The sequence below is a fragment of the Pelomonas nitida genome, from assembly GCF_043555975.1.
Lineage (GTDB): Bacteria > Pseudomonadota > Gammaproteobacteria > Burkholderiales > Burkholderiaceae_C > Pelomonas > Pelomonas nitida.
Window position 1 is genome coordinate 276,105 of sequence record NZ_JBIGIA010000006.1, and the last position, 25,902, is coordinate 302,006.

22 protein-coding genes are annotated in these 25,902 nt (G+C 68.9%); 9 read left to right on the forward strand and 13 right to left on the reverse strand.

The window, feature by feature from the left end; genetic code table 11:
- Window positions 1-10 precede the first annotated feature (10 nt).
- The 6 genes from ACG00X_RS10250 to ACG00X_RS10275 all read left to right on the forward strand — a co-directional run bounded on the left by ACG00X_RS10250 (window position 11) and on the right by ACG00X_RS10275 (window position 8,591).
- Entirely contained in the window at window positions 11-1,489 is a 1,479-nt protein-coding gene (locus tag ACG00X_RS10250) for an NADH-quinone oxidoreductase subunit M (protein WP_394488038.1), read from the forward strand.
- 20 nt (window positions 1,490-1,509) lie between these two features.
- Window positions 1,510-2,991, forward strand: a complete 1,482-nt coding sequence (gene nuoN / locus ACG00X_RS10255) for an NADH-quinone oxidoreductase subunit NuoN (RefSeq protein ID WP_394488039.1) — start codon at window positions 1,510-1,512, stop codon at window positions 2,989-2,991.
- Window positions 2,992-2,995: 4 nt separating this feature from the next.
- On the forward strand, window positions 2,996-3,298 hold the full coding sequence (locus ACG00X_RS10260) for a DUF2818 family protein (RefSeq protein ID WP_394488040.1): 303 nt from the start codon (window positions 2,996-2,998) through the stop codon (window positions 3,296-3,298).
- A complete protein-coding gene (locus ACG00X_RS10265) occupies window positions 3,285-3,869 on the forward strand; it encodes an NUDIX domain-containing protein (RefSeq protein ID WP_394488041.1) in 585 nt (194 codons plus the stop codon). Before ACG00X_RS10260 ends, ACG00X_RS10265 begins: the two co-directional genes overlap by 14 nt.
- Before the next feature lie 314 nt (window positions 3,870-4,183).
- Window positions 4,184-5,359, forward strand: a complete 1,176-nt coding sequence (locus ACG00X_RS10270) for an efflux RND transporter periplasmic adaptor subunit (RefSeq protein WP_394488042.1) — start codon at window positions 4,184-4,186, stop codon at window positions 5,357-5,359.
- Window position 5,360: 1 nt separating this feature from the next.
- Window positions 5,361-8,591, forward strand: a complete 3,231-nt coding sequence (locus ACG00X_RS10275) for an efflux RND transporter permease subunit (protein ID WP_394488043.1) — start codon at window positions 5,361-5,363, stop codon at window positions 8,589-8,591.
- A 12-nt stretch (window positions 8,592-8,603) separates the two neighbouring features.
- Here ACG00X_RS10275 and ACG00X_RS10280 read toward each other — a convergent pair whose 3' ends face one another.
- Entirely contained in the window at window positions 8,604-10,007 is a 1,404-nt protein-coding gene (locus tag ACG00X_RS10280) for an FAD-binding oxidoreductase (RefSeq protein ID WP_394488044.1), read from the reverse strand.
- Window positions 10,004-10,384 (reverse strand): DUF2069 domain-containing protein, encoded by a 381-nt coding sequence (locus ACG00X_RS10285; RefSeq protein WP_394488045.1) that lies wholly within the window; start codon window positions 10,382-10,384, stop codon window positions 10,004-10,006. The genes ACG00X_RS10280 and ACG00X_RS10285 overlap by 4 nt, the downstream gene beginning before the upstream one ends.
- A 21-nt stretch (window positions 10,385-10,405) precedes the next feature.
- On the opposite strand from ACG00X_RS10285, the gene ACG00X_RS10290 reads away from it, so the two are divergent.
- Complete coding sequence (locus tag ACG00X_RS10290) at window positions 10,406-11,680, forward strand: YihY family inner membrane protein (protein ID WP_394488046.1); 1,275 nt, start codon at window positions 10,406-10,408, stop codon at window positions 11,678-11,680.
- Here the strand turns inward: ACG00X_RS10290 and ACG00X_RS10295 are convergent.
- The gene (locus tag ACG00X_RS10295; protein WP_394488047.1) at window positions 11,652-12,614 is read right to left on the reverse strand and encodes a Bug family tripartite tricarboxylate transporter substrate binding protein; all 963 of its coding nucleotides are present in this window, start codon (window positions 12,612-12,614) and stop codon (window positions 11,652-11,654) included. The genes ACG00X_RS10290 and ACG00X_RS10295 overlap by 29 nt on opposite strands.
- Window positions 12,615-12,643: 29 nt before the next feature.
- A complete protein-coding gene (locus ACG00X_RS10300) occupies window positions 12,644-13,219 on the reverse strand; it encodes a helix-turn-helix domain-containing protein (RefSeq protein ID WP_394488048.1) in 576 nt (191 codons plus the stop codon).
- Window positions 13,220-13,312: 93 nt separating this feature from the next.
- On the opposite strand from ACG00X_RS10300, the gene kbl reads away from it, so the two are divergent.
- Window positions 13,313-14,509: a glycine C-acetyltransferase gene (gene kbl, locus ACG00X_RS10305; protein WP_394488049.1), complete on the forward strand. Its 1,197-nt coding sequence runs from the start codon at window positions 13,313-13,315 to the stop codon at window positions 14,507-14,509.
- Window positions 14,506-15,456: an NAD-dependent epimerase/dehydratase family protein gene (locus ACG00X_RS10310; protein ID WP_394488050.1), complete on the forward strand. Its 951-nt coding sequence runs from the start codon at window positions 14,506-14,508 to the stop codon at window positions 15,454-15,456. Before kbl ends, ACG00X_RS10310 begins: the two co-directional genes overlap by 4 nt.
- Here the strand turns inward: ACG00X_RS10310 and ACG00X_RS10315 are convergent.
- The 9 genes from ACG00X_RS10315 to ACG00X_RS10355 form a co-directional block, all read right to left on the reverse strand.
- Entirely contained in the window at window positions 15,428-16,483 is a 1,056-nt protein-coding gene (locus tag ACG00X_RS10315) for a DUF4438 domain-containing protein (protein ID WP_394488051.1), read from the reverse strand. The two genes, ACG00X_RS10310 and ACG00X_RS10315, sit on opposite strands and share 29 nt — an antisense overlap.
- A 24-nt stretch (window positions 16,484-16,507) precedes the next feature.
- Entirely contained in the window at window positions 16,508-17,275 is a 768-nt protein-coding gene (locus ACG00X_RS10320) for a hypothetical protein (protein WP_394488052.1), read from the reverse strand.
- 4 nt (window positions 17,276-17,279) lie between these two features.
- Complete coding sequence (locus ACG00X_RS10325; protein ID WP_394488053.1) at window positions 17,280-17,780, reverse strand: hypothetical protein; 501 nt, start codon at window positions 17,778-17,780, stop codon at window positions 17,280-17,282.
- Window positions 17,781-17,932: 152 nt separating this feature from the next.
- On the reverse strand, window positions 17,933-19,018 hold the full coding sequence (locus ACG00X_RS10330) for a hypothetical protein (protein ID WP_394488054.1): 1,086 nt from the start codon (window positions 19,016-19,018) through the stop codon (window positions 17,933-17,935).
- A gap of 41 nt (window positions 19,019-19,059) precedes the next feature.
- Window positions 19,060-19,842, reverse strand: a complete 783-nt coding sequence (locus ACG00X_RS10335; RefSeq protein ID WP_394488055.1) for a hypothetical protein — start codon at window positions 19,840-19,842, stop codon at window positions 19,060-19,062.
- Between the two features lie 127 nt (window positions 19,843-19,969).
- On the reverse strand, window positions 19,970-21,958 hold the full coding sequence (locus ACG00X_RS10340; RefSeq protein WP_394488056.1) for a hypothetical protein: 1,989 nt from the start codon (window positions 21,956-21,958) through the stop codon (window positions 19,970-19,972).
- Window positions 21,959-21,985: 27 nt separating this feature from the next.
- On the reverse strand, window positions 21,986-23,248 hold the full coding sequence (locus tag ACG00X_RS10345) for a hypothetical protein (protein ID WP_394488057.1): 1,263 nt from the start codon (window positions 23,246-23,248) through the stop codon (window positions 21,986-21,988).
- Between the two features lie 32 nt (window positions 23,249-23,280).
- The gene (locus ACG00X_RS10350; protein ID WP_394488058.1) at window positions 23,281-24,333 is read right to left on the reverse strand and encodes a hypothetical protein; all 1,053 of its coding nucleotides are present in this window, start codon (window positions 24,331-24,333) and stop codon (window positions 23,281-23,283) included.
- A gap of 27 nt (window positions 24,334-24,360) precedes the next feature.
- On the reverse strand, window positions 24,361-25,551 hold the full coding sequence (locus tag ACG00X_RS10355; RefSeq protein WP_394488059.1) for a flagellar biosynthesis protein FlhF: 1,191 nt from the start codon (window positions 25,549-25,551) through the stop codon (window positions 24,361-24,363).
- Window positions 25,552-25,902: the final 351 nt, after the last annotated feature.

The following is a 25,902-nucleotide window of genomic DNA, read 5'->3' on the forward strand; positions in this document are numbered from 1 at the left end:
GAGAACAAGAATGACGTACCTGAGTCTTGCGATTTTTCTGCCCATCGTCTGCGGCGCGCTGCTGCTGGCGATCGGGCGCGATGAACAGGCCAACGCCGTCCGCTGGATGGCGCTGGTGGGCGCCGTGGCGAGTTTCCTCGTCACGATCCCGCTGATCACCGGCTTCGACACCTCGACGGCTGCCATGCAGTTCGTCGAGAACCATGCCTGGATCGAGCGCTTCAACATCCGCTACCACCTGGGTGTGGATGGCATCTCCATGTGGTTTGTGCCGCTGACGGCGTTCATCACCATCATCGTCGTCATCTCGGCCTGGGAGGTCATCGAGACGCGCGTGAACCAGTACATGGGCGCGTTCCTGATCCTGTCCGGCCTGATGGTGGGCGTGTTCGCCGCGCTGGACGGCATGCTGTTCTACGTGTTCTTCGAGGCCACGCTGATTCCGATGTACATCATCATCGGCGTCTGGGGCGGCCCGAACCGTGTCTATGCGGCGTTCAAGTTCTTCCTGTACACGCTGGCCGGCTCGCTGCTGATGCTGGTGGCGTTGCTGTACCTGTACGCCAAGTCGGGTGGCAGCTTCGACATCCAGACCTGGCACAAGCTGCCGCTCGGCGCCTCGGTGCAGACCTATCTGTTCTTCGCCTTCCTGGCTGCGTTCTCGGTCAAGGTGCCGATGTGGCCGGTGCACACCTGGCTGCCCGACGCCCACGTCGAGGCGCCCACCGGCGGCTCCGTCGTGCTGGCGGCCATCATGCTGAAGCTGGGTTGCTATGGCTTCCTGCGCTTCTCGCTGCCGATCGCGCCGGACGCCGTGCGTGAGTGGTCGTGGCTCATCATCACGCTGTCGCTCATCGCCGTCGTCTACATCGGCCTGGTGGCACTGGTGCAGAAGGACATGAAGAAGCTGGTGGCGTATTCGTCCATCGCGCACATGGGCTTTGTGACGCTGGGCTTCTTCGTCTTCAACGAGCTCGGCGTTTCCGGCGGCCTCGTGCAGATGATCTCGCACGGCTTTGTGTCGGGTGCCATGTTCCTGTGCATCGGCGTGCTGTACGACCGCGTGCATTCGCGTGAGATCTCGTCCTATGGCGGTGTCGTCAACACCATGCCCAAGTTCGCGGCCTTCGCGGTGTTCTTCGGCATGGCCAACTGCGGCCTGCCCGCCACGGCCGGCTTCGTCGGCGAGTGGATGGTCATCCTCGGCACCGTCGCCCACAACTTCTGGCTGGGTGGCATCGCGGCGACGGCCTTGGTGTTCGGCGCGGCCTACACGCTGTGGATGATCAAGCGCGTCTACTTTGGTGACATCGCCAACGACGATGTCCGCGCGCTGACCGACATCAACAAGCGCGAATTCATCATGCTCGCCGTGCTGGCGGTGGCGACGCTCTACATGGGCCTCTATCCGAAGCCCTTCACCGACGTGATGCATAACTCGGTCGTCGAGCTGCTCAAGCACGTCGCGCAGAGCAAGATCCCGGTCTGACGGCGAGCTGAGGCACAACAATGAACGACATGAACTGGCTCGCGATCTACCCTGAAATCCTGCTGCTGGCGATGGGCTGCATCGTGGCACTCGTGGACCTGTGGGTCACTGACGAGCAACGCCGCCCGACGTACTGGCTGACTCAGCTGACGCTGGTCGTCGTCGGTGGCATGCATTTCTGCTACTTCAACGCCGGCCTGACGACCTATGCCATGCAAGACATGGTGGTCGCCGACCCGATGGGCCACCTGCTGGCCGGCTTCGCCTGCGTGGCCACGCTGGTCACGCTGGTCTACGCCCGCCCGTATGCGGCGTCGCGTGAAATGCTCAAGGGCGAGCTCTTCATCCTGAGCCTGTTCGCGCTGCTGGGCATCAGCGTCATGCTGTCGGCCAACAACTTCCTGGTCGTCTATCTCGGCCTGGAGCTGATGAGCCTGTCGCTGTATGCGCTCGTCGCGCTGCGCCGCGACCATGCGGTGTCCACCGAGGCCGCGATGAAGTACTTCGTCCTCGGCGCGCTGGCCAGCGGTTTCCTGCTGTACGGCCTGTCGATGATGTATGGCGCCACCGGCTCGCTGACCATCCCCGACGTGTTCAACGTCATCGCCAAGGGCATCCCGAACACCAGCGTGCTGGTCTTCGGCGTCGTGTTCGTCGTCGCCGGCCTGGCCTTCAAGCTGGGCGCAGCACCCTTCCACATGTGGGTGCCTGACGTCTACCAGGGCGCGCCCACGGCGGTCACCTTGCTCATCGGCGCCGCGCCCAAGCTGGCGGCGTTTGCCATCACCGTGCGTCTGCTGGTGGAGGGCATGATCGGCCTGGCCGCAGACTGGCAGCAGATGCTGATCGTGTTGTCCGTCATGTCGCTGCTGATCGGCAACCTGGCGGCCATTGCGCAGACCAACCTCAAGCGCATGTTGGCCTACTCGACCATTGCCAACATGGGCTTCATGCTGCTGGGCATGACCGCCGGTGTCGTGAACACGAGCACCACCTGGGGCACCAACGCCTACAGCGCCGCGATGTTCTATGCCGTCACCTACGTCCTGACGACGCTGGGCACCTTCGGCATGGTCATCCTGCTGTCGCGCCAGGGCCATGAGGCCGAGGAGATCAAGGACCTGGCCGGCTTGGCCAAGCGCAGCCCGTGGTTCGCGTTGGTCATGACGATGTTCATGATCTCCCTGGCCGGCGTGCCGCCGACCGTCGGCTTCTACGCCAAGCTGGCCGTGCTGCAGGCGCTGGTGGTCACCGGTCTGCCGTTCTACATCGGCCTGGCGGTGTTCGCCGTCGTGGTGTCGCTGATCGGTGCGTTCTACTACCTGCGCGTCATCAAGGTGATGTGGTTCGACACGCCGACGGATACCGCGCCGCTGCAAGCGCCCGGTGACGTGCGCTTCGTCATGACGCTCAACGGCGTCGCCGTGCTGGCGTTCGGGCTGCTGCCGGGCGGCCTGCTCGATCTGTGCAAGATCGCCATCCGCCAGGCGCTGGCGACCTGATCTGATGGACCAGACCGTCGCCGTCTGGCTGGTCCTGGCTGTGGCCATCGCCGCAGCCAACCTGCCTTACTTCAGCGAGCGGCTGCTCTTCGTCGGGCCGCGCCGCGCGCCGAAGGCGGTGGGCTGGCGGCTGATGGAACTGGCGTTGATGGCCGGCCTGGTCTACGGCTTGGGCTCGTTCCTCGAAGCCCGCATCGGCCAGCGCTCTCCACAAGGTTGGGAGTTCTACGCGGCCGGCACCTGCCTCTTCATCACGCTGGGCTTCCCTGGCTTCGTCTGGAGGTATCTGCGCCGTGGCCGAGGCTGACGATCATCTGGTCGAGCGGCTGCTCGAGAGCACGCAGGTCTACCAGGGCCATTTCCTGGATGTGCGTCGTGACCGCGTGACGCTGCCCGACGGCAAGACCTCGCACCGCGAGTACATCCGCCATCCGGGCGCCGTCATGGTGGTGCCGCTGCTCGACGACGGGCGGCTGCTCATGGAGCGGCAATACCGCTATCCGATGGCGCGGGTCATGCTGGAGTTCCCTGCCGGCAAGCTGGACGCGGGCGAACATCCTCTCGATTGTGGACGCCGCGAGCTGCTGGAGGAAACCGGCTACAGCGCCCGTGAGTGGGCGTACGCCGGTGTGCTGCACAACGCCATCGCCTATTCGGACGAAGGCATCCATATCTACTTCGCCCGGGGGCTCACGCGCGGTGCGCAGCAGCTCGACGAAGGCGAATTCCTCGAGCTGGTCACGCACAGCGTCGAGGAGCTCGACGCGCTGGCCCAACGGGGCGAGCTGACCGACGCCAAGACGCTGATCGGGCTGCTGTGGCTGCAGCGCTGGCAGCAGGGCGGCTGGCCGCTGGACTGGGTTCCCACGGCGGTCTGACTGGCGCCGAGCCGCACACGCGGCCGGGCTCCTGCCGCCGGTGGCCTGCTGCGCGCAGCCGTTCAGGCAGCTTTTCGCGCAATTCATCCGACCTGTCGACGGGCTGTCCCGCCAAAGTCGCGGCCTGGCCGCGCAATCCGCAGTCTGTCGCACGACTTCCGCCACCCCTGGGCGGTCTCGTTATGCTTGCCGCGCTTGTGTCGTACTGTGTACGAACATGAAGACGATGGTGCTGCCGCAAGGTGGCGCATCCGGTCGGCGCGCCAACCGACCGGTCACGAATCCCGGCCACAACAACGAAGATCGATTCCAGGATGAAACACCGTCCCCACTTTGCGCCTGCGTCTTCGCAGAGCCTGCTGACCCTCGCCGCACTGGCAGCGCTGCTCGCGTTGACGGCGTGCAAGAAGCCGGGCGACGATGCCGGCGCTGCCAAGCCGCCCGCCGCGTTGCAGTTGCGGGTCGAGGATCGCCTCGTCATGGGCCAGCAGGAGCACAGCAACGGCCCGCTGATCACCGGCGCGGTGCAGCCCGAGCGCCGGGCTGACCTGCGCGCGGAGGTTTCGGCCATCGTGCAGCAGGTCTACAAGGAGAACGGCGAGCTGGTGCGCAAGGGGGACCTGCTCGTGAGCCTGGACGCCACGTCTATCCGCGACAGCCTCACGTCTGCGCAGGAAGCGGCGCGGGCCGCAGCCGAGGCCTTCGAGCAGTCTGACCGTCAGTACCAGCGGCAAAAGCAGCTGCAGGCGCAGGGCATGGTGTCGCTGCAGGCGCTGGAAGACGCGCAGAACCGCCGCACGGCCGCGATGAGCGAGCGCGTGGCGGCCGACGCGCGGCTGGTCGCCGCCCGCCAGCAGGTCGCGCGCACCGAGGTGCGTTCGCCATTCGACGGCGTGGTCAGCGAGCGGCAGGTGTCGGCGGGTGACACGGCCCAGGTCGGCAAGGCCTTGCTCAAAGTCATCGACCCCAGCAGCATGCGCTTCGAGGGCTACGTCTCCGCCGATCGCCGCGCCGAGCTGAAGCTCGGGCAGCCGGTCGACCTGCGCATCAACGGCGCGGCCAATCCCAACGTAGAGGGGCGCATTCGCCGCATCGACGTGGCCGCCGATCCGGTCACGCGCCAGGTCGCACTGCTGGTGGATTTCGTCGATCCCAAGCAGGCTTCGGTGGCGGGCCTCTACGGAGAAGGCCATGTGCGCACGACCAGTGTTGCGGCGCTGATGCTGGGCGAGGCCGATTTCCAGCGTGACGGTGACCGGGTGTTCGCCTGGGTCGTGAAGGACGCCAAGTTGCACCGTCAGCCCATCGTGCTGGCCGCGCGTGATCAGCGCAGCGGCGAGTTCGTCGTCAAGACCGGCCTGGCCGTCGGAGACACGCTCATCCGCAACCCGAGCCGCACGCTCGTGGAGGGCACGCCGGTGCAGCAGGTCGCCGCAACGGCCGGTATTGCGACCAGCGCGCCGGCGTCGGCCGCCAGCGCGGGAGGCTGATGTGCTGATTTCAGATTTCGCCATCAAGAAGCCGATCGCGACGATCGTCTTCATCATCAGCATCATGGCGCTTGGGCTGCTCGCGCTGTCCAAGCTCAAGGTCAACCAGAACCCCGACGTCGACATTCCCGTCCTCGTCGTCAGCATCCCTTACCCCGGTGCGTCGCCCGAGACCAGCGAGCGGGAGATCGTCAACCGGGTCGAGCGGCCGCTTCTGGCGGTGCCGGGCGTCACGGAAGTGCGCTCCACGGCTGCCGAGGGCCAGGCCACCTTCGTGCTGCAGTTCGACTTCAAGAAGAACCTCATCGAAGCGGCCGACGATGTGCGCAACGCGATCGCGTCGGTGCGCTACAACCTGCCGCAGGAGATGCGCGAGCCCATCCTGCAGCGCGTCGACCCGTCGGCGCAGCCGGTCATGCAGGTGTCGCTGGAGTCGCCGACGCTGACGCACGCCGAGCTGTCGCGCATCGCCGAGGACCAGCTCGCCGACCGCTTCCGCGCCATCCCGGGCGTCGGCAAGGTCGACGTGTTCGGTTCGCTGAACCGCGAGCTGTCGGTGCTGCTGTCCGGGCAGAAGCTGCGCGAGTTCAACGTCTCGGTGACGGACGTGGTCAACGCGTTGCGCAACCAGAACATGTCGGCGCCGGTCGGCAAGGTGCGCGGCGAGTATGAGGACCAGAGCATCCGCCTCATCGGCCGCATCGCGTCACCGGCCGATTTCGACCGCATCGTCGTCAAGCGCTCGGCCGGTGAGCTGGTGCGCCTGGGCCAGGTGGCGAGCATCGAGGACGGTTTTGCCGAACGCACCACGCTGTCGGTGCGCAATGGCAAGAACAACGTCGGCCTGTCCATCACCCGGTCGCGTGAGGCGTCGACCGTCTCGGTCGCGACCGAGGTGCGCAAGATCGTCGAAGAGAGCAACAAGACGCTGCCCGACGGCACCAAGCTCGAAATCACGCAGGACGGCGGCAAGGACGCCCAGGACAGCCTAGACAACGTCATCCATGCGCTGGTGTTCGGCGCCGGCCTGACGATCTTCGTCGTCTACGCCTTCCTGAACTCGTGGCGTTCGACGCTGATCACCGCGACGTCGCTGCCGACGTCGGTCGTGGCGGCCTTCATCGCGGTCTGGCTGTTCGGTTTCACGCTGAACTTCATGAGCCTGCTGGGCCTGTCGCTGGCCATCGGTGTGCTGATCGACGATGCCATCGTCGTGCGTGAAAACATCGTGCGGCACATGGAGCAGGGCGCGGACCGACGCACGGCGGCGTTCCGCGGCACGGCCGAGATCGGCCTGGCCGTGGCGGCGACCACCTTCTCCATCGTCGCGGTCTTCGTGCCCGTGGCCTTCATCTCCGGCGTGGCCGGCGAGTGGTTCCGCCCGTTCGCGCTGACGGTCGTGGCCTCCGTGCTGGTCAGCCTGCTGATCTCCTTCACGCTGGACCCGATGCTGTCGGCCTTCTGGGGTGACCCCCCGGGCCATCATGAGGCGCCCAAGCGTGGCATCTCCAAGCTGCTGCAGCGCTTCAACCTGTGGTTCGACCACCAGGCCGACCGTTATGGCCGCGTGATCTCCTGGGCGCTGCACCACCGTCGCTGGATGGCTGCTTTCGCCTTCCTGAGCTTCGTGGCGGCCATCGCGCTGCAGGTCACGCTGGGCGGCACCAGCTTCCTGCCGAGCTCCGATTTCGGCACCATCGCAGTCGACATTCGCACGCCGCCGAGCGCCAGCCTCGAGTACTCGCGCCGCAAGCTCGCCGCCGCCGACGAGGTCGCCCGGCAACTGCCGGAGCGCAAGTCCACCGATGGCTTCGTGCAGCCGACAGGCAGCAAGCTCTACGTCGACATCGGCAAGAGCACCGAACGCTCCCGCACGGCGCAGCAGATTGCGGCCGACCTGCGCGAGCGCCTGAAGGCGCTTACCGGGGCCGAGTACGTCGTCATGGACGACCTGAACAACGGCGGGCAGAAGCCGGTGCAGATCCGCTTCTACGGCACCGACACTCGCCAGCTGATGTCCATGACCGAGGACTTCATGGCCAAGCTGCGCAAGGTGCCGGGTGCGGTGGACGTCGCGCTGTCGCAGCAGGACACGCAGGACGAGTTGCAGATCGAGATGCACCGCGGCCTGGCCAACGCCATGGGCATTTCGGTGGGTGACGCCGCCAATGCGCTGCGCGTGGCCTTCGCCGGCATCCAGGTGGGCGACTGGGTGGACCCGACCGGCCAGACGCGCGACGTGTCGGTGCGCCTGCAGCGGGCCGATCGCGTCGATGCGACCAACATCGAGCGTCTGCCGATCGCCGTGTCGGGCAGTGGCACCGGAGCCATGGTGCCGCTGGAGCAGATTGCGACCGTCAGCACCGGCAAGGGCCCGGCCACCATCCAGCACGTGGACGGCAAGCGTGTCGTCACGGTGTCGGCCAACGCGCAGGGCCGCGCGTCGGGCGAGGTGTCGGCCGATGCGTTGAAGCTGGCCAAGGGCATGAACTTCCCGCCGGGCTACGGCATCAAGCTCGCGGGTGCCTCCAAGGACCAACAGGAAGTGTTCAGCTCGCTGGGCATTGCGCTGGTCTCCGGCATCGGGCTGATGTACCTGATCCTCGTCATCCAGTTCAACTCGTTCACGGCACCGCTGGGCGTCATGCTGTCGCAGCCGCTGTCGCTGATCGGCGTGGTCGTTGCGCTGCTGCTGACCAAGGGCACGCTGAACCTGATGAGCATCATCGGCATCATCATGCTGGCCGGCCTGGTGGCGAAGAACGCCATCCTGCTGCTCGATTCGGCGCGCCAGGAGGAGGCGGCCGGCGTGTCCCGCGAGGAGGCGCTGATGCACGCGGGCCGCCAGCGCTTCCGGCCCATCCTGATGACCACCTTCGCGCTGATCGCCGGCATGCTGCCGGTGGCCATCGGGGTGGGCGAGGGCGGCGAGTTCTACCGTCCGATGGCCGTGGCCATCATCGGCGGCACGATCACGTCGACCTTCCTGACGCTGCTGATGGTGCCCAGCTTCTACGACAGCATCGAGATCATGCGCGACCACCTGGGCCAGAAGTTCGACCGCCGTGCCGAGCGGTGGGGGGCGCTGGTGTCGGGCGTGCTGTGCTTCCTGGAGGTGCTGGCCTTCCTGACGTTCATCCGCTTCGTCTACCGCGTGCTGCGGGCGATCTTCCGGCGCGTCACGCGCCGCCGTGGCAGCCGCGTCGTGGTGGCGCAGCCGGTCACGGAGTGAGCGAGCGGGCCGTCAGAGCAGGCGGCCCGGATTCATCAGGCCCTGGGGATCCAGGGCCTTTTTTATTTGCCGCATCAGTTGCAGCGCCACCGGGTCCTTGCGGGCGGCCAGCTCGTCGCGCTTGAGCCGGCCGATGCCGTGCTCGGCCGAGATGGAGCCGCCGCGGCGCACGACGGCGTCGTAGACCTGCTCGTTGATCGCCGCCTCGTGGGCCGCCAGGAACTCGCCCGGCGCCACGTCGCGCGGCGCCTGCACGTTGTAGTGCAGGTTGCCGTCGCCCAGGTGGCCGAAGTCGATGACCTCGATGCCGGGCAGATAGGCCGCCAGCCGGGCATCCATCTCGGCGACGAAGGCCGGGATGGCCGAGACCGGCAGCGAGATGTCGTGCTTGATGTTCAGCCCCGCCTGCGCCTGTGCCAGCGGGATGGACTCGCGCAGATGCCAGAACGCCTTGGCCTGCTGCAGGTTCTGCGCGATGGCCGCGTCGTCCACACAGCCGTGCTCGACGGCCGCCTCCAGCAGCCCTTCGAACACGCCGCGTGCATGCTCGGCGCTCTCGGCGTCGGACAGCTCCAGCAGCACGGTCCATGCCGCCGGGCCCAGCGGCTGGGCCAGCTGCGGCAGCTCGCGCGCCACCAGCGCGAGTGACGCGTGGTTCATGACCTCGAAGCCGGTCAGCGCGTCGCCCGCGCGCCGGCGCGCCAGGGCCAGCAGCGCCACCGCCGCGTCCAGCGACGCACAGGCGGCCAGCGCCGTCAGCCGCTCGCGCGGTTGCGGGTAGAGCTTCATCGTCGCGGCGGTGATGATGCCCAGCGTGCCTTCGCTGCCGATGAACAGGTCGCGCAGGTCGTAGCCGGTGTTGTCCTTGCGCAGCCCGCTCAGGCCGTTCCAGACCTCGCCGGTCGCCGTGACGACCTCCAGCCCCAGGCACAGCTCGCGCGCATTGCCATAACGCAGCACCTGCGTGCCGCCGGCATTGCTGGCCAGATTGCCGCCCAGCGTGCAGGAACCCTCGGCCGCCAGGCTCAGCGGGAACAGCAGGCCCGCGCCGGCGGCCGCCGCCTGCACCTCCGCCAGCACGCAGCCGGCCTCGGCGGTCAGGCTGGCGTTGGCCACGTCGATGTCGCGCATGCGCTTCATGCGCGAGAGGCTGAGCACGAGTTGCTGGCCGCTGTCGTCCGGCGTGGAGCCGCCGACCAGCCCGGTGTTGCCGCCCTGCGGCACGATCGGCACGCCGTGCGCGTGGCACAGCCGCACGACGTGGGCGACCTCCTCGGTGCAAGCTGGCCGCGCCACGGCCAGCGCGCGGCCACGGTAGCGCTTGCGCCAGTCGTTCTCGTAGGCGCCCAGGTCGTCGCCCATCAGCAGGCCGGCCTCGCCCAGCCTTGCCCGCAGGGCCTGCAGCAGCGTGCTCATGCCGCCTTGGCCGCGGCAAGCCGCTGGCGGATCTGGGCCGTGCAGGCCGTGAACACGACGACACCCAGCACCACCTCCACCAGCGCCAGCCAGCGGCCCGGTGCGGCCTCGCTGGTGCTGCGCACCAGGCCTTCCAGCACATACAGCCAGATGGCCAGCGCCAGCCAGCGGTAGGTATACATGCGGTAGCGCCACAGGCCGGCCAGCGCCACCAGCAGCGGCAGCGCCTTCACGGCCAGCGTGCCGCGGCCGATGGGCGCGAGCCACAGCTCCCAGGCCAGACACAGCAGGATCAGCGCCCCGCAGGCTGTCAGCGCGAGGTTGCGCGACAGCCGCTCGGGGGATGTAGGCTCGGTTCTTTCAGGGGTGGCAGGCATAGCTGCGGCATCATAGAAGCCATGTCCTCCACGCCTGCGTCCCGCGATCCCGATGCGCCGCTGCCCCGCAACCCGGTGGCCTTCTTCAACGACTTCTTCACCGAGCTGCTGGCCTGGCCGTGGCTGCAGACGCTGCACACCTTCCGCCAGCGTTTCCGCGAGGAGAAGCTGGGGCTGACCGCCGGCAGCCTGACGTTCACGACGCTGATCTCGCTGGTGCCGCTGCTCACGGTGATGCTGGCCGTGTTCACAGCGTTCCCGATGTTCTCCAACTTCCAGGCGTCGCTGGAGCAGTATTTCCTCAAGAGCCTGATCCCGCCCAACATCGCCAAGCCGGTGCTGGCCTCGCTGACGCAGTTCGCGGCCAAGGCCAACCGGCTCGGCACGGTCGGCCTGGTGTTTCTGGGCTTCACGGCGCTGGCGCTGATGCTCACCATCGACCGCACGCTGAATGCGATCTGGCGCGTGCGCCGCCCGCGCCCGATGGCGCAGCGCGTGCTGGTCTACTGGGCCGCGCTGACGCTGGGCCCGCTGCTGCTGGGCGGCAGCCTCACGCTGACGAGTTACGCCGTCAGCGTCGGCCAGGGGCTGTTCACCAAGCTGCCGGGCAACATCGCCGCGCTGCTGGGCGGTGCCGACATCGTGCTGCTGGGCCTCGCGGTCTCGGGCCTGTTCCATTACGTGCCCAACACCCATGTGCGCTGGCGCCACGCGCTGCTGGGCGGCGCCTTCGTGTCCATCGGCTTCTCGCTGGCGAAGTCGCTGCTGGCCTGGTACGTCAAGCAGGTGCCGACCTATTCCACGCTGTACGGTGCCTTCACGACGGTGCCGGTGTTCCTCGTCTGGGTCTACCTGGCCTGGGTCATCGTGTTGCTGGGGGCCATCCTGGCGGCCAACACGCCCAGCCTCACCGGCCGGCTGCACCTGCGGCCCGACACGCCGGGCCAGCCGATGGCGCTGGCGCTGGAGGTGTTGCGCGAGCTGTGGCGTGTGCGCGAGGCGGGCCTGAGCGGCTTGTCCGACCTGGGGCTGGCCAGTGCGCTACGGGTGGACCCGCTGCAGCTGGCACCGGTGCTCGACAAGTTGCTCGCCATGGACTGGCTGGGCCGGCTGGAGGAAGACGGCGCCCAGCGCCTGGTGCTGCTGTGCTCGCCGGAGCGGGTCACGGCAGAACCCCTGATCACGGCTTTCCTCGCGCAGCGCCACGGTCTGCTGGCCAACCTGTGGGCGCAGGGCGACTGGGCACGCCTCACGCTCGACCGGCTGCTCACTGGGGCTGGAAGCCCCCGGCCTTGATGATGCGGGCCCACGCCGCCTCGTAGGCGCGTGCGCGGGCGGTGAGTTGCGGCGCGGTCATCAGCCCGACGTTCAGGCCCAGTTCGGTCAGCCGTGCCCGCACGCCAGGCTGGGTGATTACGCCGGCCAGCGCGGACGACAAGCGCTCGAGCGAGGCCGCTGGCGTGCCCGCCGGTGCGAACACGCCGTAATAGGGCAGGTCCTCGAAACCGCTGATGCCGAGCTCGGCGAAGGTGGGCACGTCGGGCAGCGAGGCCTGCCGCTGCTGACCCATGACGGCGACGATGCGCAGCTTCTTGTGCTGATGGTTGACGATGAGGTCCGGCACCGAGCCCACGCCGGCACCGATCTGCTCGCCCAGCATGTCGCTCACCATGGGCGCGCTGCCGCGATAGGGCACGGCGGCGAGATCCACGCCGTGCTTCTGCCCCAGCAGCTTGACGAGGAATTCCGGCACCGACGCTGGCGCCGGCACGCCGACATTGCCCTGGCCGCCCCGCTGCTTCACCCAGGCGAGGTAGTCGGGCAGGCTCGCGGCCGGCGTGCCTGCCGACAGCGCGAACGCGTTGGCGAAGGTGGCGAAGCCCGCGACCGGCACGAAATCGCGCGTGGCGTCGAAGCCGGGGGTCTTCAGCACCAGCGGCAGGATGGAGAGCGTGTGGTCGTGGCTGACGAACAGCGTCGTGCCGTCGGGTGGCGCGGCCTTCAAGGCCTGGGCGGCGAGCTGGCCGCCGGCGCCGGGCCGGTTGTCGACGATGACCGGCGTGCCGAGCGATGCCTGCAGCGCCTCGGCCAGCAGCCGGGCGATGGCGTCGGTGCCGCCGCCGGGCGGAAAACCCACCAGCAGCCGGATCGGCCGCTCCTGTGCATGTGCCGCGAAGGGCAGGGCCGCGAGGAGGACCCCGGCGGCCAGGACGGAACGACGGTGCAGCATCGGCGGGCTCCCGGTGTGGAGCCGCGAGTCTACGGGTGCAGCACCACGAGCAGCGCGGTCGCCGCCGACTTGGCCGCGTTGCGGATGGCGTGCGGCCCGTCCACGGCATAACGCGCGGTCTCGCCGGCCTTGAGCCGGCTGGTCGTCCCTTGGGCGCTGACCTCCAGGCTGCCGGTCAGCACACTCAGGTGCTCGCGCGAGCCGGGCTCATGGGCCTGGCTGTCCAGCACGCCGCCCGGTTGCACGGTCAGCTCGTACCACTCGAACTGGCCGGCCAGCTCGATGGGCCCGAGGATGCGCAGCTTGCACAGGCCGTCCGGGCTGGTCAGCCCCGGTGTGGCATGGGCCGGCACGGTCTCGATGGCGGGCGTCGCCGCGCGCTCGGCGCCGAGCAGTTCACCCATGTCCACGCCCAGCGCGTTGGCCAGGCGCCAGACCACGGCCACCGTGGGGTTGGCCTGGTTGCGCTCGATCTGCGACAACATGGACTTGCTGACGCCGGCCCGCTTGGACAGGTCATCCAGCGACAACCCACGGCTGGTGCGCAGCGCCTGCAGCGCGGCGCCGACGCGTGGGGGTTCCAGGTCCGGGGCGGGCTTGTTCATGCTTGACGGCGATAGACGTTTTTCGGATACTGAACGAAAGTTCGATATATCGAACAAGTTCAATTTACCGAATTGTGCACCAGGAGCGGCGCGATGAGCCAAGCCTTCTATCAACACCTGCAGTCCGAGCTGGACGGCATCCGCAGCGCGGGCCTGTTCAAGGCCGAGCGCATCATCACGACCCCGCAGGGCGCCGTGGTGAAGACGGTGGACGGCCGCGAGGTCATCAACCTGTGCGCCAACAACTACCTGGGTCTGTCCAGCCACCCGCAGGTCATCGAGGCCGCCCACGAGGCCTTGCGCACGCACGGCTTCGGCCTCTCTTCCGTGCGCTTCATCTGCGGCACGCAGGACCTGCACAAGGAACTCGAAGCCCGCATCGCCCGTTTCGTGGGCTGTGAAGACGCCATCCTCTACGCCGCGGCCTTCGACGCCAACGGCGGCCTGTTCGAGCCGCTGCTGGGCGAGCAGGACGCCATCATCAGCGACGCGCTGAACCACGCCTCCATCATCGACGGCATCCGCCTGTGCAAGGCGCAGCGCTACCGCTACGAGCACAACAACCTCGACGACCTGGAGCGCTGCCTGAAGGAGGCCAAGGCCAAGGGCGCCCGCCACACGCTGGTGTTCACCGACGGCGTCTTCTCGATGGACGGCACCATCGCGCAGCTCGACAAGATCCGCGAACTCTGCGACCGCTATGACGCGCTGCTGGGCATCGATGAATGCCATGCCAGCGGCTTCCTCGGCAAGACGGGCCGCGGCACGCCCGAGTACCGCGGCGTGCACGGCAAGATCGACATCGTCACGGGCACCTTCGGCAAGGCGCTGGGCGGCGCGTCGGGTGGCTTCACGGCGGCGCGCAAGGAAGTCGTCGAGCTGCTGCGCCAGCGCTCCCGCCCCTATCTCTTCAGCAACACGCTGGCGCCCAGCATCGCCGGTGCGTCGCTGGCCGTGCTGGACCTGCTGGAAGGCTCCACCGCGCTGCGCGACAAGCTCGAAGCCAACACCGCCTATTTCCGCGAGGCCATCCAGGCGGCCGGCTTCGAGATCAAGCCGGGCACCCACCCCATCGTGCCCATCATGGTCTACGACGCGGTGACGGCGCAGGCGCTGTCCAAGCGCATCCTGGAGCTGGGCATCTACGCCGTGGGCTTCTTCTTCCCCGTCGTGCCCAAGGGCCAGGCGCGCATCCGCGTGCAGATCTCGGCCGTGCACGAACGCGAACACCTCGAAAAGGCGGTTGCCGCCTTCACGCAAGCCGGCAAGGAACTCGGCCTCCTGAAATGAGCACTCCCCGCATCCTCATCATCGGCGCCAACGGCCAGATCGGCACCGAACTGGCCGCCGAACTCGCGCGGCTGCATGGCCACGACGCCGTCGTCACCAGCGACCTGGCGCCCAAGGGCCGCGTGCCCACACTGGCCCACGAGGCGCTGGACGTGACCGACGCCGGCGCGCTGGCCACCGTCGTCAAGCGCCACAAGATCACCCAGATCTACCACCTGGCCGCCGCGCTCTCCGCCAACGGCGAGAAGCACCCGATGTGGGCCTGGGACCTGAACATGAAGGGCCTGCTCAACGTGCTGGAGCTGGCCCGGCACGAGAAGCTCGACAAGGTCTTCTGGCCCAGCTCCATCGCCGCCTTCGGGCCCAACACGCCGGCCGTGGATACGCCGCAGACCACTGTGATGGACCCCACCACCGTCTACGGCATCTCCAAGCTGGCCGGCGAGCGCTGGTGCGAGTGGTACCACGCCAAGCACGGCGTCGATGTGCGCAGCCTGCGCTACCCGGGCCTGATCAGCTGGAAGACGCCGCCCGGCGGCGGCACGACGGACTACGCCGTGGAGATCTTCCACGCCGCGCTGAAGGACGGCCGCTACACCTGCTTCCTGCAGCAAGACCAGGCGCTGCCGATGATGTACATGCCCGACGCGCTGCGCGCGACCATCGAGCTGATGGATGCGCCGGCGGATGCGGTCAAGCAGCGGGGCAGCTACAACCTCGCGGGCGTGAGCTTCACGCCGGCCGAGATCGCGGCCAGCATCCGCCGCCGGCTGCCCGCGTTCACGATGGACTGCGCGCCGGACTTCCGCCAGGCCATCGCCGCCAGCTGGCCGCAGCGCATCGACGACCGCGCGGCGCAGGCCGATTGGGGCTGGCAGCTGCGCTTCGACCTCGATGCGATGGTGGACGACATGCTGGCTAATCTGCGTACGCAGTTGACGTCTTGAACGCCAGTTGAGGCCCTGCCTCGCGCACCCGGCAGCGCACGCGCCGGTCGCGCTCGGCGAGTGTCAGCCGCTCGCGCGGTGGCACGGGTTGGCGCACACCCAGCGCGGCGGCCAGGTTGGCATTGGCTTCGCGGCGCGGTCTCAGCAGCTCTGACGGCCCCGTGAGCAGTGGCGTCACGCCGGGGCCGTGCCCGCTGACGGTGCTGTCGCCGTGGACGATGACGCCGATGGTGATGCGCCCGCCACGCCAGATCGGTCCGCGGCGCGTATCGGCATCGGTGATGGCGACGAAGTCGCCGAAGCGCAAGCTGCCGAGGCGGTAGCGCTCGCGCGTGGGACGGTCGGCGAGCTGGATGTCGTAATCGCCCCGCCACGCCGTGTTCTTGCCCAGGCCCGAGCCCATGAGCCGCGCCGGCACCAAATGGGTGACGGGCACGAACAGCCTGCCATCGCGCGCCTCGACGCCCCAGCGCGCGAGGAGACCGGGGGCGCAGTTCATCAGCTCGATGCGCGGGTGCTCCGGCAGCCGCAGGCCCTGGCCGACGGAGGTCACGGCAATACGGTCACCGATGGCCAGCCGCCGCAGCACCTCGGGCGGGAAGTCCACCATGACGTGATTCACGCCGCCGTGCTTGCCGGTCACCCAGCCCTGCTGGCCGCGCGCGTCGCCGCTCAGCACCCGCGCCCGGTTGCCGACGCAGGCGTAGGTGATCAGCGCGTTGTTGGGGCCGTCGCGCGCGCCGATGACTTCGCGGTTGTTGTTGTGCAGCGAAACACCGGGCTCGATGTGGTCGCCGGCCAGGCCCACGCACAGATCGCCGATGCGCCGGTTCAGCACGATGCCGCCGGTGCCCGGCAGCACGCGCGGCACGCCGTCGTAGCCGATGCGGTAGGGCGTGGCCTGCGCGACCGGGTGAGCGATCTGGCCCTGCACGGTCACCGCGACCAGTTCGTCACGGTTCAGTCGCAGGCCGTCGGTCGGGCTGTGCTTCGGGGTTTCGTTCGGGGGGGGCGGAGCTTGGTACATGAGGACACTCGCTTCAGGGCTGGATCAGAGCCGGTACCACCAGGCGTCACTGTGTTGCCAGGGGTCCTGGCTGTCGTCGTTGGACGCGTCGCCGCTGGGCGGTAGCGTCAGCGCATGCACGACGCAGGCGTGCTGTACCGACTGCAGCAGCGCCGCGAGGCCGGCGGCCGCGATAGCTTGACGCACGAAGGCGCGCTCGGCGGCCAGCAGACTGGCGCCATCGCCGTCGGGCAGCTGGCGCAGCGGCAGGCTGAAGCCGCTGAGCACGCGGGCGGGGCCGGGCGGGCCGAACGCATCCGTCGCGCGGCACAAGATGAGCGCACCGTCCAGCGCGGCGGACAGCGCCAGCGCGTCGTGCGCACCGGCCAGCGCGTCGAAACTGCGGCACCAGCGGGCGCCCGCTGGCTGCGGCGGCTGGCGCCCCAACAGCGCTTCGGCATGCCATTCGAAGCGGTCGACGAGCGAGTCGTCGCTGCCGCTGCGCAATTGCGATTCGGCCAGGTTGTCGCCTACCCAGCGCAGCGTCCAGGAGCCGGCGTCCGTGCCGTCGCGCAAGGCCGTCCAGTCGCTCAGCGCCAGTGGGTGCAGGCCGGATTGCGGCAGGCCATCCGCGTTCAGCAGATCGCTCGCATCCAGCACTTGCCAGAACGAGCGTGGCAGCCAGGTCTCGAACACCCTGGTGAGACCCAATGCGAGCTTGAGGCCGCAGGCGTGTCCCAGCACCAGGGCGGGGTCCAGTACGCAGCGCAGCTTGGGGCCGTCCACCGTCACGCGCAGGTCGCTCGCCCCCATGGCGTCACTCTCCGTCGAAGGCGTCGAACACATCCGTCGGGTACAGCCGCACCGGCGCCGCGGCCGTGCCGCTGCGGTCCAGCGTCGGCGACGACGCGCCCGCTGCGTAGACCAGTTTGCGCAGCAGCACCCCCGATGCGGGATCGATCTGCAGGAAGACATTGCGCACGGCCGTGTTTCGCGCGGCGATGTGGCGCTGCATCTGGCCCGGCTGGGTGTCCACTTCGATGTGCGTGGTCTGGTTGCCGCGCCGCGGGTTGTTGAAGCTGGCATCCGGCCGCAGGCGCGGGTTGGGCTGGCCCGGGCCACGAGGCTGGTCGATGCGCACGGGCGTACGCGGGAACCGGCGGCGCAGGTCGTTGGTCAGGCTGCCAATGACGTGCCAATGCGTCAGGTTGGGCGACAGGCCGCGCTGCCCGTGGGGCAGCCGTGTCAGTTCGTCGATGCCGTTGTCGATGTCGGCCACGGCGTCGGCGAGGATCGCGCGGTCCCAAGGCGTGCTCATGTTGGCCGTCCAGCGTCAGCAGGTGCCGGCCGGCGCATCGCGCGCAGGCGGCGGGCGGGTGCCGGCTGGCCGACGCGTGGCGTCGCCGTCCAGGCGAACCGGCGGCCGGCCGGGCGGGGGCGGGCGAGGGCCTTCATGGCTGCCTTCATGGCTCAGGCCGCCTGACGCACGCCCAGCACGCTTTGCAGCGCGGGTGTCACACCGGGGAATCCACGGCCTTCCGGCGTCATGCGGTAGGCCGCCACCCAGGCCTCGGCGTGCGCACCCATCGGTCGCACGACGCTCTGGAACAGGATGGGGTCGATCGCGGTCTTGAAGTCGTTGTCGGCGATGAACTGCAGGATGCGGCGGCCGCTCTCGGCCATCTTGGCGCGCTGGCTGGGTTCGGCCACGCCGCCCAGGTAGCGGTTGGAGACGATTTCCACGACGTCCCACTTGGTGTTGGCGTCGAACGCCTTCTTGATGTCGGGCGCATCCAGCAGCTGCAGCACGGTCTTCAGGTGGTGGCCCGTCTCCATGGCCAGCGAGAAGATGTTGCCGTAGGTCGACCGGTCCAGTGCGTACCGCAGGTCCAGCCCGATGCGTTGCACGGTGGCCACGCTGCCGAAGGGGCGCTGCTCGATGACCTGGCCGCCGCGGATGACCTCGCCGATGAGCAGGTCGCGGAAGTACTGGCCCAGCGACACCATGAAGCCCACCATCTGCCGGTGGAAGTTGCGGTTGACCACGGCGCCGGCCGGCGCCTGCCCGGTGCCGTAGTTGAACGCACGGCGGTAGGCCACCATGCGATCGGCGCGCTTGTAGCGCAGCGGTTGCCATTTCTCGAGCAGGTACAGGCCGCGCGCACCGGGGCCGCGCTGGATGCGCATCTTGCCCAGGCGGAACAGGCGCAGCAGCGTGTCCACCACTTCGAAGATCTTCATGCGCTCGTGCTGGTAGATGTAGTACAGCTCTGCCGCCGCATGCAACTGGCTCGGCACGACGGCGTCGTCGAAGTCCGGCGTGATGTGCGGGTAGGCGATCTTGTCGAAGTCCGGCGGACCGTTCTCGCCGAAGCCGACCAGATCGAGGAAGCCGTCGCGGCCCTCGCCGTTGGCGGCGCCCTTGAGCAGCTCGCTGAAGCGTTGCTCGAAGGGCTGCTCGAACTTCTGCCGCTCGGCAGCCGGCATGGCCGCCAGTTGGTCGCGCAGGAAGGTCTCCCACAGCCGCTGGATGGTCTCGGTAGTCTGGAAGCTCATGGCATGGCTCCGGCGTGATGTTGCATTGGGTGGAAGGGTGACTAGGCCAGGAAGGCGGCGATCTCCGCGATCAGCGCATGAACGTCGACGAAGCGTTGGCTGCGTTGTTGCGCGTCGGCGCCCCTGAATTCGTAGAACGCCTTCAAGAACCGATCCTTGAGGTCGTGTGGCGCACCCGTGAGGGCGGCCGCCTCGACCTGGGCAGCCTTGAGCAAGCCCTCCAGGGCCACGTTTTCACCGGTTTTGTCCTTGGCGCCGTGGTCCTTGCCCTTGTACGGCTGCCCTGGCGTGGCGTCGAGCGCCAGCGTCTGGACCTGCGCCAGCAGCCGGAGCAGTGGAGCGGCCCTCGTGCTGACTGACGCGCAGCCCGGTGCCGGGCAAGGCGTAGGTGCGGGTGCTGGTGTGGGGGAGTTCGCCCTCTGGATGGCGTCGAGCAGTTCGTTGAAACCTTTGTCAAGCCGCTGCGTCAGCGCCATGGCGCTCTCGGCATTGTCCTGAGTCACACGGGTTTGCAGCGCCGACAACGCGGTGCCGATGTTCGACATCAGCGTGTTGCCGTTCTGGGCAATTTGCTGGCCGTGCTGGTTGTTCAGCTGGGTGACGGCATCGGTCAGTCGCTGTGTCACGTCTGCGCGCAGGACAGACAGCGTATTGCCGACGTTGGTGGTGACCGCCTGGCTGCTTTCGGCAATTTGCTGAGCATGCTGCGCGGCCAGCGTTGCGACGGCACCGGCAAGGTTCTGTTTGACGTCCTGGCTCAACAGCGCGATGCCGTCCTGGGTGGGTTTGACTGCGTCCAGCATGGCCTTGGGCAGCGCCGTCACGCGGCTCAGCGTGGCGGCGGCATCGAGCTGGTTGCTCGAGAGCTTCTGCACAAGCCCGTCGATCTCGACGTGGATGAGTGCCTTTTGCGAGCTCAACATGGTGTTGCTCCTTGACAGCCAGACGCGCTCAGAAACGGACCTGGCCGCTGCGTGCCGGGCTGGGCCGGCCGCGGCCGAGGCGGTCGACGCGGTCGATCAGCGTGTCGAAGGTGGTTTCCAGCGTCGGCGGCAGATCCAGCGTGCTGGTATCGCGGCAGTCTTCGCCGATCACCGCGCGCACGGCCGCCTTCACGGCGTCCTGCACGCGCACCAGCGAGCCATCGATCTGCGAGCAGTTGGCCACCATGGCGTGGACCAGGTTGCCCCAGCTTCGTTCCATGTCGAGTTGCATGCAGAGCTCCTGTTCGACGAGATTCACGAAGCCGTCCAGCGCTTCGTCGCTGCCGACGGCGGCGCCCAGCTGGGGCTGGGCGGCGAACAGGCCGCCGAGCTCCGAGTAAAGGTCGGTGATGTCCTCGATGGATGCTTCGGCGTCGGGCGCGCTTTCGTCGGGCGCCGCGTCCAGTGCGGCCTGCAGCTCCGGCAGCACCAGAGGCGGTGATGCCGTCAGCGCGACATCCAGCGTGCGGCGGGCGAGTCGTCGAGCCGCGGCCAGCGCATCGGATGCGGCCGAGTTTTCCGACAGCAGCAGGTCGGGGCGCAGGCAATCGGCTACCGCTTCCAGCAGATGCACCAGCGTGCGCATGCCGGGCCGAGGATTGCCGTTGCCGTTGGTGAGGCAGGCGCTGCCGACGACCTCGTCGATGAGGTAGCCATAGGCCGACGCGCGACGTTCGGCGGTACCGAAATTGACGAAGCCCAGCGAGTACAGATCGATGGCGCGGTCGGTGTCGTACAGCACCTTGTCCAGCAGTGCCACGCAGCCGCGATCGGCGCTGCAGCAGGCGCCGGAGATGCAGTCGATCTCGTCGGCCAGCAGATTGCGGCGCGAGACCAGGTCCACCAGCCGCTGGTCGGCGGCGTCCAGGCCGGAGCTGCCGTACAGGCCATAGAAGAGGATGGGCGGCCGGGCGATCTTCATCAGCCGGAAGCCACCCGCCGAGTCGAACGCCGACGAGAACAGCTGCAGCGCCTCCAGGAAGGCATACAGCGCGGGAGATTCGGGGCTGACGCCGTGCCGCGCCACCACGATGAAGCGACGGAACCGCTCCAGCGCCAGCATCGACGTCGAGCCCACGGCGCGCAGGCCCTCGGAGGAGTTGTCGCCGCTGCGCTGGACGAGCTCATCCATCGTGCGCGCCAGTTCGGTTTCGACGAGCAGCGAGCGCAGGTCGCTCTGTCCCTGCGCGTCCAGCAGCTGGTTGAGTTGCCGGTAGGCGTCCAGGCCGCGCGGCCATTCTTCGGGGCCGTAGGCCAGCTGCGTGCTGCCCACGAGGTTGCGCAAGGCAAAGATGACCGCGTCGCGGCGCGTCTGCAAGTCGCTGTAGGCGACCTGCGGCACGTAGCGGCCGCCGCCGAAGCCGACATTGGCCAGTGCCTCGCCCATGATGACGATGAGCAGGTTGGCGGCCTCGTCCAGGCTCTGCGCGAACTTCCTGAAGTCCGTCAGCATGGCGGGCGTGTGGGTGCCGACGAGGCGGGCCAGCCGGGCGTAGTCGTTGAGCTGCCGGCGCATCGCGAAGCCCTTGTCGCGGTTGCGCGGGTCCAGGGCGAAGCGCGCGGCGTTGTAGCCCTCGCTGAGCGCGGCGCGAATCGCCTGGCCCCAGCCGCGCAGCTCAGGGGCGACATCCTTGAGGATGGCGCTGCGCGTCAGGTGCTCCAGGTCCAGGTTGATGTCGTCGAGCGCCTGCTTCCATTCGGCGCCGCCGGCGGCGGTGAGCATCTGCACGACAGGTGTGGCGCTGCTGGCCGCCTGCAGGAAGGGCAGCCCGCGCGACTCCTGGCCGATGGCCTGTGCGCGCGGGTCGGCGCTGTAACGCTCGAGCAGCGCCTGCGCCACCTGTTGGGGGTCGCTGGGGTCGCCCACCTTCAATTCCCGGCGGATCAGGTTGTCCAGCACGAGCCGGTCTTGGCCGCTGCGCGCGGTGGTGTTGGACAGGGTGTTGGAGGAGGCCATGGGAAGTCCTTGTGATGGGGTTCGGGGTCAGGCGACCAGGCGCAGCGGTGCGCGCCGGCTGCTGCCGCTGAGCTGGTCGGTCACGACATGGGCCAGCCGCTGCGGCGGGATGCGCCCGCCCTCCAGCGCGTAGTGCGCGGCGCTGACGACGTGCCTGGGCGGCAGCTCCGCCAGTCGGCCGGCCTCCAGGCGGCGCGCACCTTCCAGGATTGCTTCCTGATCGGAGCGCTCAAAGCGGATGACGTCGGCCAGTGCCTGCTGAGCCAGGTTGCGCCTTGTCTGGTAGGCGATCTCGTCGACCACTTCGGGGATCAGCCGCGGTGCGCTGTTGATGAGGCCGGCCGGCATGCGATGGCCGTTCTCTGCGCGATACAGGCCCTGCCAGACCCGCAGCAGTTTGGTCGCATCGGCATGGAAATCCATGCGGCGCAGCATCTCGGCAAGCAGGTAGACACGCAGGTAGGCCGTGGGGTGGGCCCCGCCGGGGCGGAACGTCATCGTGCGCGGTTGCGGGTGGGCGAGAAAGTCCGCCATGCCCCATGCTGCGGCCGGCCCGCCGAGCAGGATGGCGGCCAGGTCCGCAAAGATTTCCTTGTGCCAGCGTCCGTAGACGGACGCCAGCATCGGGTTGCGGGCCCGGCCCATGACGCGTCGCAGCACCGCCTGGTGGTTTTCCTGCCAGATGCCGGCATCGGCCTGGATGTTGTGCGCCACCTCATGCAGGAACACGCTCTGCCAGGGCTGATCGCGGTCCCAGGGGATGCGGATCAGCGGAAACGGGTTGGCTTCGCCCAGCAGGCGCGACAGCGCCACGCCGCGCCGCATCGTGGCGGGCGAGTAGCCGTGCTCCATGTAGGACACCGGCTTCAGCAGCGGCGCCTCGAACAGGCGGGGCGAGGACTGGCGGATGGCCTGGTAGCAGTCGGCTGCGATGCTGTCGTGTGCCGCGAGCGACGGGCCGAAAGCCGTGCCGCGCTGGGCAAACACCTCGTAGAACATGCCGAACAGGCGTCGCGCCCGGTCCAGCTCGCGTTCCACGAGGGCGATGTCCACCAGCACGCGCTGCGGCGCTCGCTGCCCGCGGTCGGTCTGCAGATCCTCGAAGCGCTGGCGGATGCGCTGCTCCACGGCGGCCAGCCGCGCGTTCGCCGCGCGGAAATGCTCTGCCGACGGCGCGTAGGGCATGTCCTGGGGACGCAGGCCGACGAAGGCGTTGTCCACCCGCGCTAGCCGGGACAGCCGTGCCGACAGCCCCGTGATCTTGGCTTGCAGGAAGCGTCGCACGTTCATGATGCCGCCTCTTCTTGACCGTTGCGGGGGGCTCAGCGGCAGCGCAGGTTGATGACCACCGGGCCGCGCGCGAGTACGCGGCGCCCCCGGGCGCAGTGAGGGCAGGCGCCGCCGCCGGCGCGCGCGACCCGGCCGGTCGTGGCGACCACTTGGTGTGCGAGCGGCGCCACCGTGCGCGCAACCGCCTGTGCGGCCTGCCCGCGCGGCGTGACGCGGCGCGCCGGGGCGACCAGTGGCCGCGACAGCCGCTGCACGGTCTGCGGGCGGGCGGTCACCTGCCGGGCGATGCGCTGCACCGTGCGCACCGCCTGGCGGGCCGGCAAGCGGCGGCGCTGCACCACGCGTCGGGTGGCCGTGACGGCCCGTGCCACGGCGCGGGCAGCCTGCGGGCCCTGGCGACGGACGGCGCCTCGCACCGCCTGGCTGACAGCACGCACGGCGGCTCGCCGGACCGGCGCGGCAGCGCGCGCGACCCCCGGCAGCGCGCGGCGGATGACCATGCCGGCAAGCACCGGCGCGGCGGCGTCGACGCCGTCCTCGTCGAGCCCGTCCACGAGTTCGTCGAACGCCTCGAACTCATCGGCGCCGTCGGCCAGCAGCCGGCCGGCAACATTGGCGATGCGGCCGATCATCTGCGCCTGCGGGATGGGAATCATGCTGGCGATCGGGCCCACGACGCGCGCCGCCTGGCCGATGCCGCGGCCCACGGTGCGGGCGATGTTGCCCAGGCGGCGGAAGAACTCGTCGCCGTCGCCGGCGTCCATCGCGTCGGCCACCGCCGCCTCGAAGGCATCGTCACCGCCGTCGCTGTCGGCCGAGGCCTCGAACTCATCGAACTCGTCGAAGCTGTCGCCTTCATCGAACTCGTCGAAACCGTCGCCCCCGCCCCCGAACAGGCCACCGGCCGCGCGGCCGATGCCGCCCAGCAGTCGGCCCAGGAATTCGTCGTCGCCTTCGTCGGCGCCGTCGAACTCATCGAACTCATCGCCTTCGTCGAACTCGTCGTAGGCATTGGATGCGCGTGTGGGGCCCTCGGCGGCGTCGGACATCAGGTCGTCCATCACGTCGGCTTCAAATCGGTCCATGGTGATCTCCTTGCAGTGGATGGCGGTTCAGCGAGGCGTGACCGTCAGCGTGACGGGGCCGTCGATGTGGAAGGTGCGAGGGCCGGTGAGGTGGTTGCTGCGTTGGCCACGTCCGACCCGGTTGTCACGGGCGAGCGGTGCTCCCGTTTCGTCGTCCTCGGGCGCGGCGCCAGCCGCACTGGCGTTGGGCTGGGTCAGGCGCCGCAACGTCTGCGGCTGCTGGGCCACGCGGCGCGCGGTGGCGGGCAGGGCGCGGCGCACGGCCTGGGCGGCCCGCTGCGGGGTGGGCGCGCGGCGGGTGGCCACGCGCGCCGCGGATCGGGCCAGGCGGGGCAGGGCGCGCACGGCCCCGCGTCCCCGCTGGCGCACCAGTTCGCGGGCGGCAGAGGCGGTACCCCGCACGATGGCGCGACGTCCTGCCTGCGCCAGGTGGCTCATGTTGCGAAAGCCCAGCCCGCGCGCCGCAGCGCGGGCGGCCAACGCGACGACCGCAGGCAGCGCCTCGTCGACGCCGTCTTCGAAGGCGTCGGCCATCGCGTCGAAATCGTCCATTTCGTTGCCGCCGCCGCCGATCAGCTGGCTGAGCTGACCCAGCACGCCCTGCGCGCTGCCGGCTGTATTGGCGACACCGCCGGCCAGGCGCCCGGCCGTGCCGGCCCAGCCTTGCATTTGCTGGGCGCCGCCGGCAAGGCTGCGCAGACCGCCGGCAACGCCTTGAGCGCCGAGCATCTGTGCCAGGCGAGAAGCGGCCATCGCCGCCGGCGACACCTGCTGGGCCACGCGGCCGACGCCACCGGCCACACGCTGCGCCTGGCGGGCAATGCCCTGCACGCGCCCGGCCATGCCGGCCGCGCTACCCAGGCTGCTGCGCAGCATGCCGCCGGCTCGGCCCAGGCCGCCCAGGATGCGGCCGAGGAATTCGTCCTCCTCGGCGGCGTCCAGGCCGTCGGCGACCTCGTCCTCGAACGCATCCCACAGGGCCATCGCGTTGACGGCCTGGTCGTCGGCCAGGTCGGTGGCGGCGTTGAAGCCATCGGTATCGAAGCCGTCGGCGCCGTCGCCGAAGTCACTGGCCTCATCCCCGAGGTCTTCCATCATGTCCATGCTGTCGCTGTTGTCGGCTTCGTCGAAACCCTCGTCAGCGCCGTCGATCTCGTCGGCGCCGTCGAAGGCCTGGGCCTCGTCCATCAGCTCGGTTTCAAAAGGGTTCTGATCCATTCGGGCCTCCAAGGCGGGTCGGCATCGCGACCGTGAAGCCACTCTAGGCAGCCGTGCCGGCACGCACAAAACGTGTTTTGTGCCGACCGCGTCGGTGGGGGCCCGGCGGCGGCAGTCCAGACGCACGAACCCGTCGGCGGGCCCTCGTTTGAGGGCATCGATGCGGGTGACGCGCAAGCGGCGCGGGCCGACGCATGATGCGCACCCGCCAATGGCTATCCAGCACTTAGAGCCGCTAACGAAACTTATCATCTGCCTCAGTTCAAGAACCGCTGAGGAAGATGGCAGTCAAGAAGGAAGTCAGCGCAGCACTGTGGTCGCGGATACAGCCGCTGTTGCCCGAGGTGCGGA

What these genes read in the sequence shown, in the direction of transcription:
- ACG00X_RS10250 (WP_394488038.1), top strand. Translation starts at nt 11, where the DNA reads ATGACGTACCTGAGTCTTGCGATTTTTCTGCCCATCGTCTGCGGCGCG.
- nuoN (WP_394488039.1), top strand. Translation starts at nt 1,510, where the DNA reads ATGAACGACATGAACTGGCTCGCGATCTACCCTGAAATCCTGCTGCTG.
- ACG00X_RS10260 (WP_394488040.1), top strand. Translation starts at nt 2,996, where the DNA reads ATGGACCAGACCGTCGCCGTCTGGCTGGTCCTGGCTGTGGCCATCGCC.
- ACG00X_RS10270 (WP_394488042.1), top strand. Translation starts at nt 4,184, where the DNA reads ATGAAACACCGTCCCCACTTTGCGCCTGCGTCTTCGCAGAGCCTGCTG.
- ACG00X_RS10280 (WP_394488044.1), bottom strand. Translation starts at nt 10,007, where the DNA reads ATGAGCACGCTGCTGCAGGCCCTGCGGGCAAGGCTGGGCGAGGCCGGC.
- ACG00X_RS10285 (WP_394488045.1), bottom strand. Translation starts at nt 10,384, where the DNA reads ATGCCTGCCACCCCTGAAAGAACCGAGCCTACATCCCCCGAGCGGCTG.
- ACG00X_RS10290 (WP_394488046.1), top strand. Translation starts at nt 10,406, where the DNA reads ATGTCCTCCACGCCTGCGTCCCGCGATCCCGATGCGCCGCTGCCCCGC.
- ACG00X_RS10295 (WP_394488047.1), bottom strand. Translation starts at nt 12,614, where the DNA reads ATGCTGCACCGTCGTTCCGTCCTGGCCGCCGGGGTCCTCCTCGCGGCC.
- ACG00X_RS10300 (WP_394488048.1), bottom strand. Translation starts at nt 13,219, where the DNA reads ATGAACAAGCCCGCCCCGGACCTGGAACCCCCACGCGTCGGCGCCGCG.
- kbl (WP_394488049.1), top strand. Translation starts at nt 13,313, where the DNA reads ATGAGCCAAGCCTTCTATCAACACCTGCAGTCCGAGCTGGACGGCATC.
- ACG00X_RS10310 (WP_394488050.1), top strand. Translation starts at nt 14,506, where the DNA reads ATGAGCACTCCCCGCATCCTCATCATCGGCGCCAACGGCCAGATCGGC.
- ACG00X_RS10315 (WP_394488051.1), bottom strand. Translation starts at nt 16,483, where the DNA reads ATGTACCAAGCTCCGCCCCCCCCGAACGAAACCCCGAAGCACAGCCCG.
- ACG00X_RS10320 (WP_394488052.1), bottom strand. Translation starts at nt 17,275, where the DNA reads ATGGGGGCGAGCGACCTGCGCGTGACGGTGGACGGCCCCAAGCTGCGC.
- ACG00X_RS10325 (WP_394488053.1), bottom strand. Translation starts at nt 17,780, where the DNA reads ATGAGCACGCCTTGGGACCGCGCGATCCTCGCCGACGCCGTGGCCGAC.
- ACG00X_RS10330 (WP_394488054.1), bottom strand. Translation starts at nt 19,018, where the DNA reads ATGAGCTTCCAGACTACCGAGACCATCCAGCGGCTGTGGGAGACCTTC.
- ACG00X_RS10340 (WP_394488056.1), bottom strand. Translation starts at nt 21,958, where the DNA reads ATGGCCTCCTCCAACACCCTGTCCAACACCACCGCGCGCAGCGGCCAA.
- ACG00X_RS10345 (WP_394488057.1), bottom strand. Translation starts at nt 23,248, where the DNA reads ATGAACGTGCGACGCTTCCTGCAAGCCAAGATCACGGGGCTGTCGGCA.
- ACG00X_RS10350 (WP_394488058.1), bottom strand. Translation starts at nt 24,333, where the DNA reads ATGGACCGATTTGAAGCCGACGTGATGGACGACCTGATGTCCGACGCC.
- ACG00X_RS10355 (WP_394488059.1), bottom strand. Translation starts at nt 25,551, where the DNA reads ATGGATCAGAACCCTTTTGAAACCGAGCTGATGGACGAGGCCCAGGCC.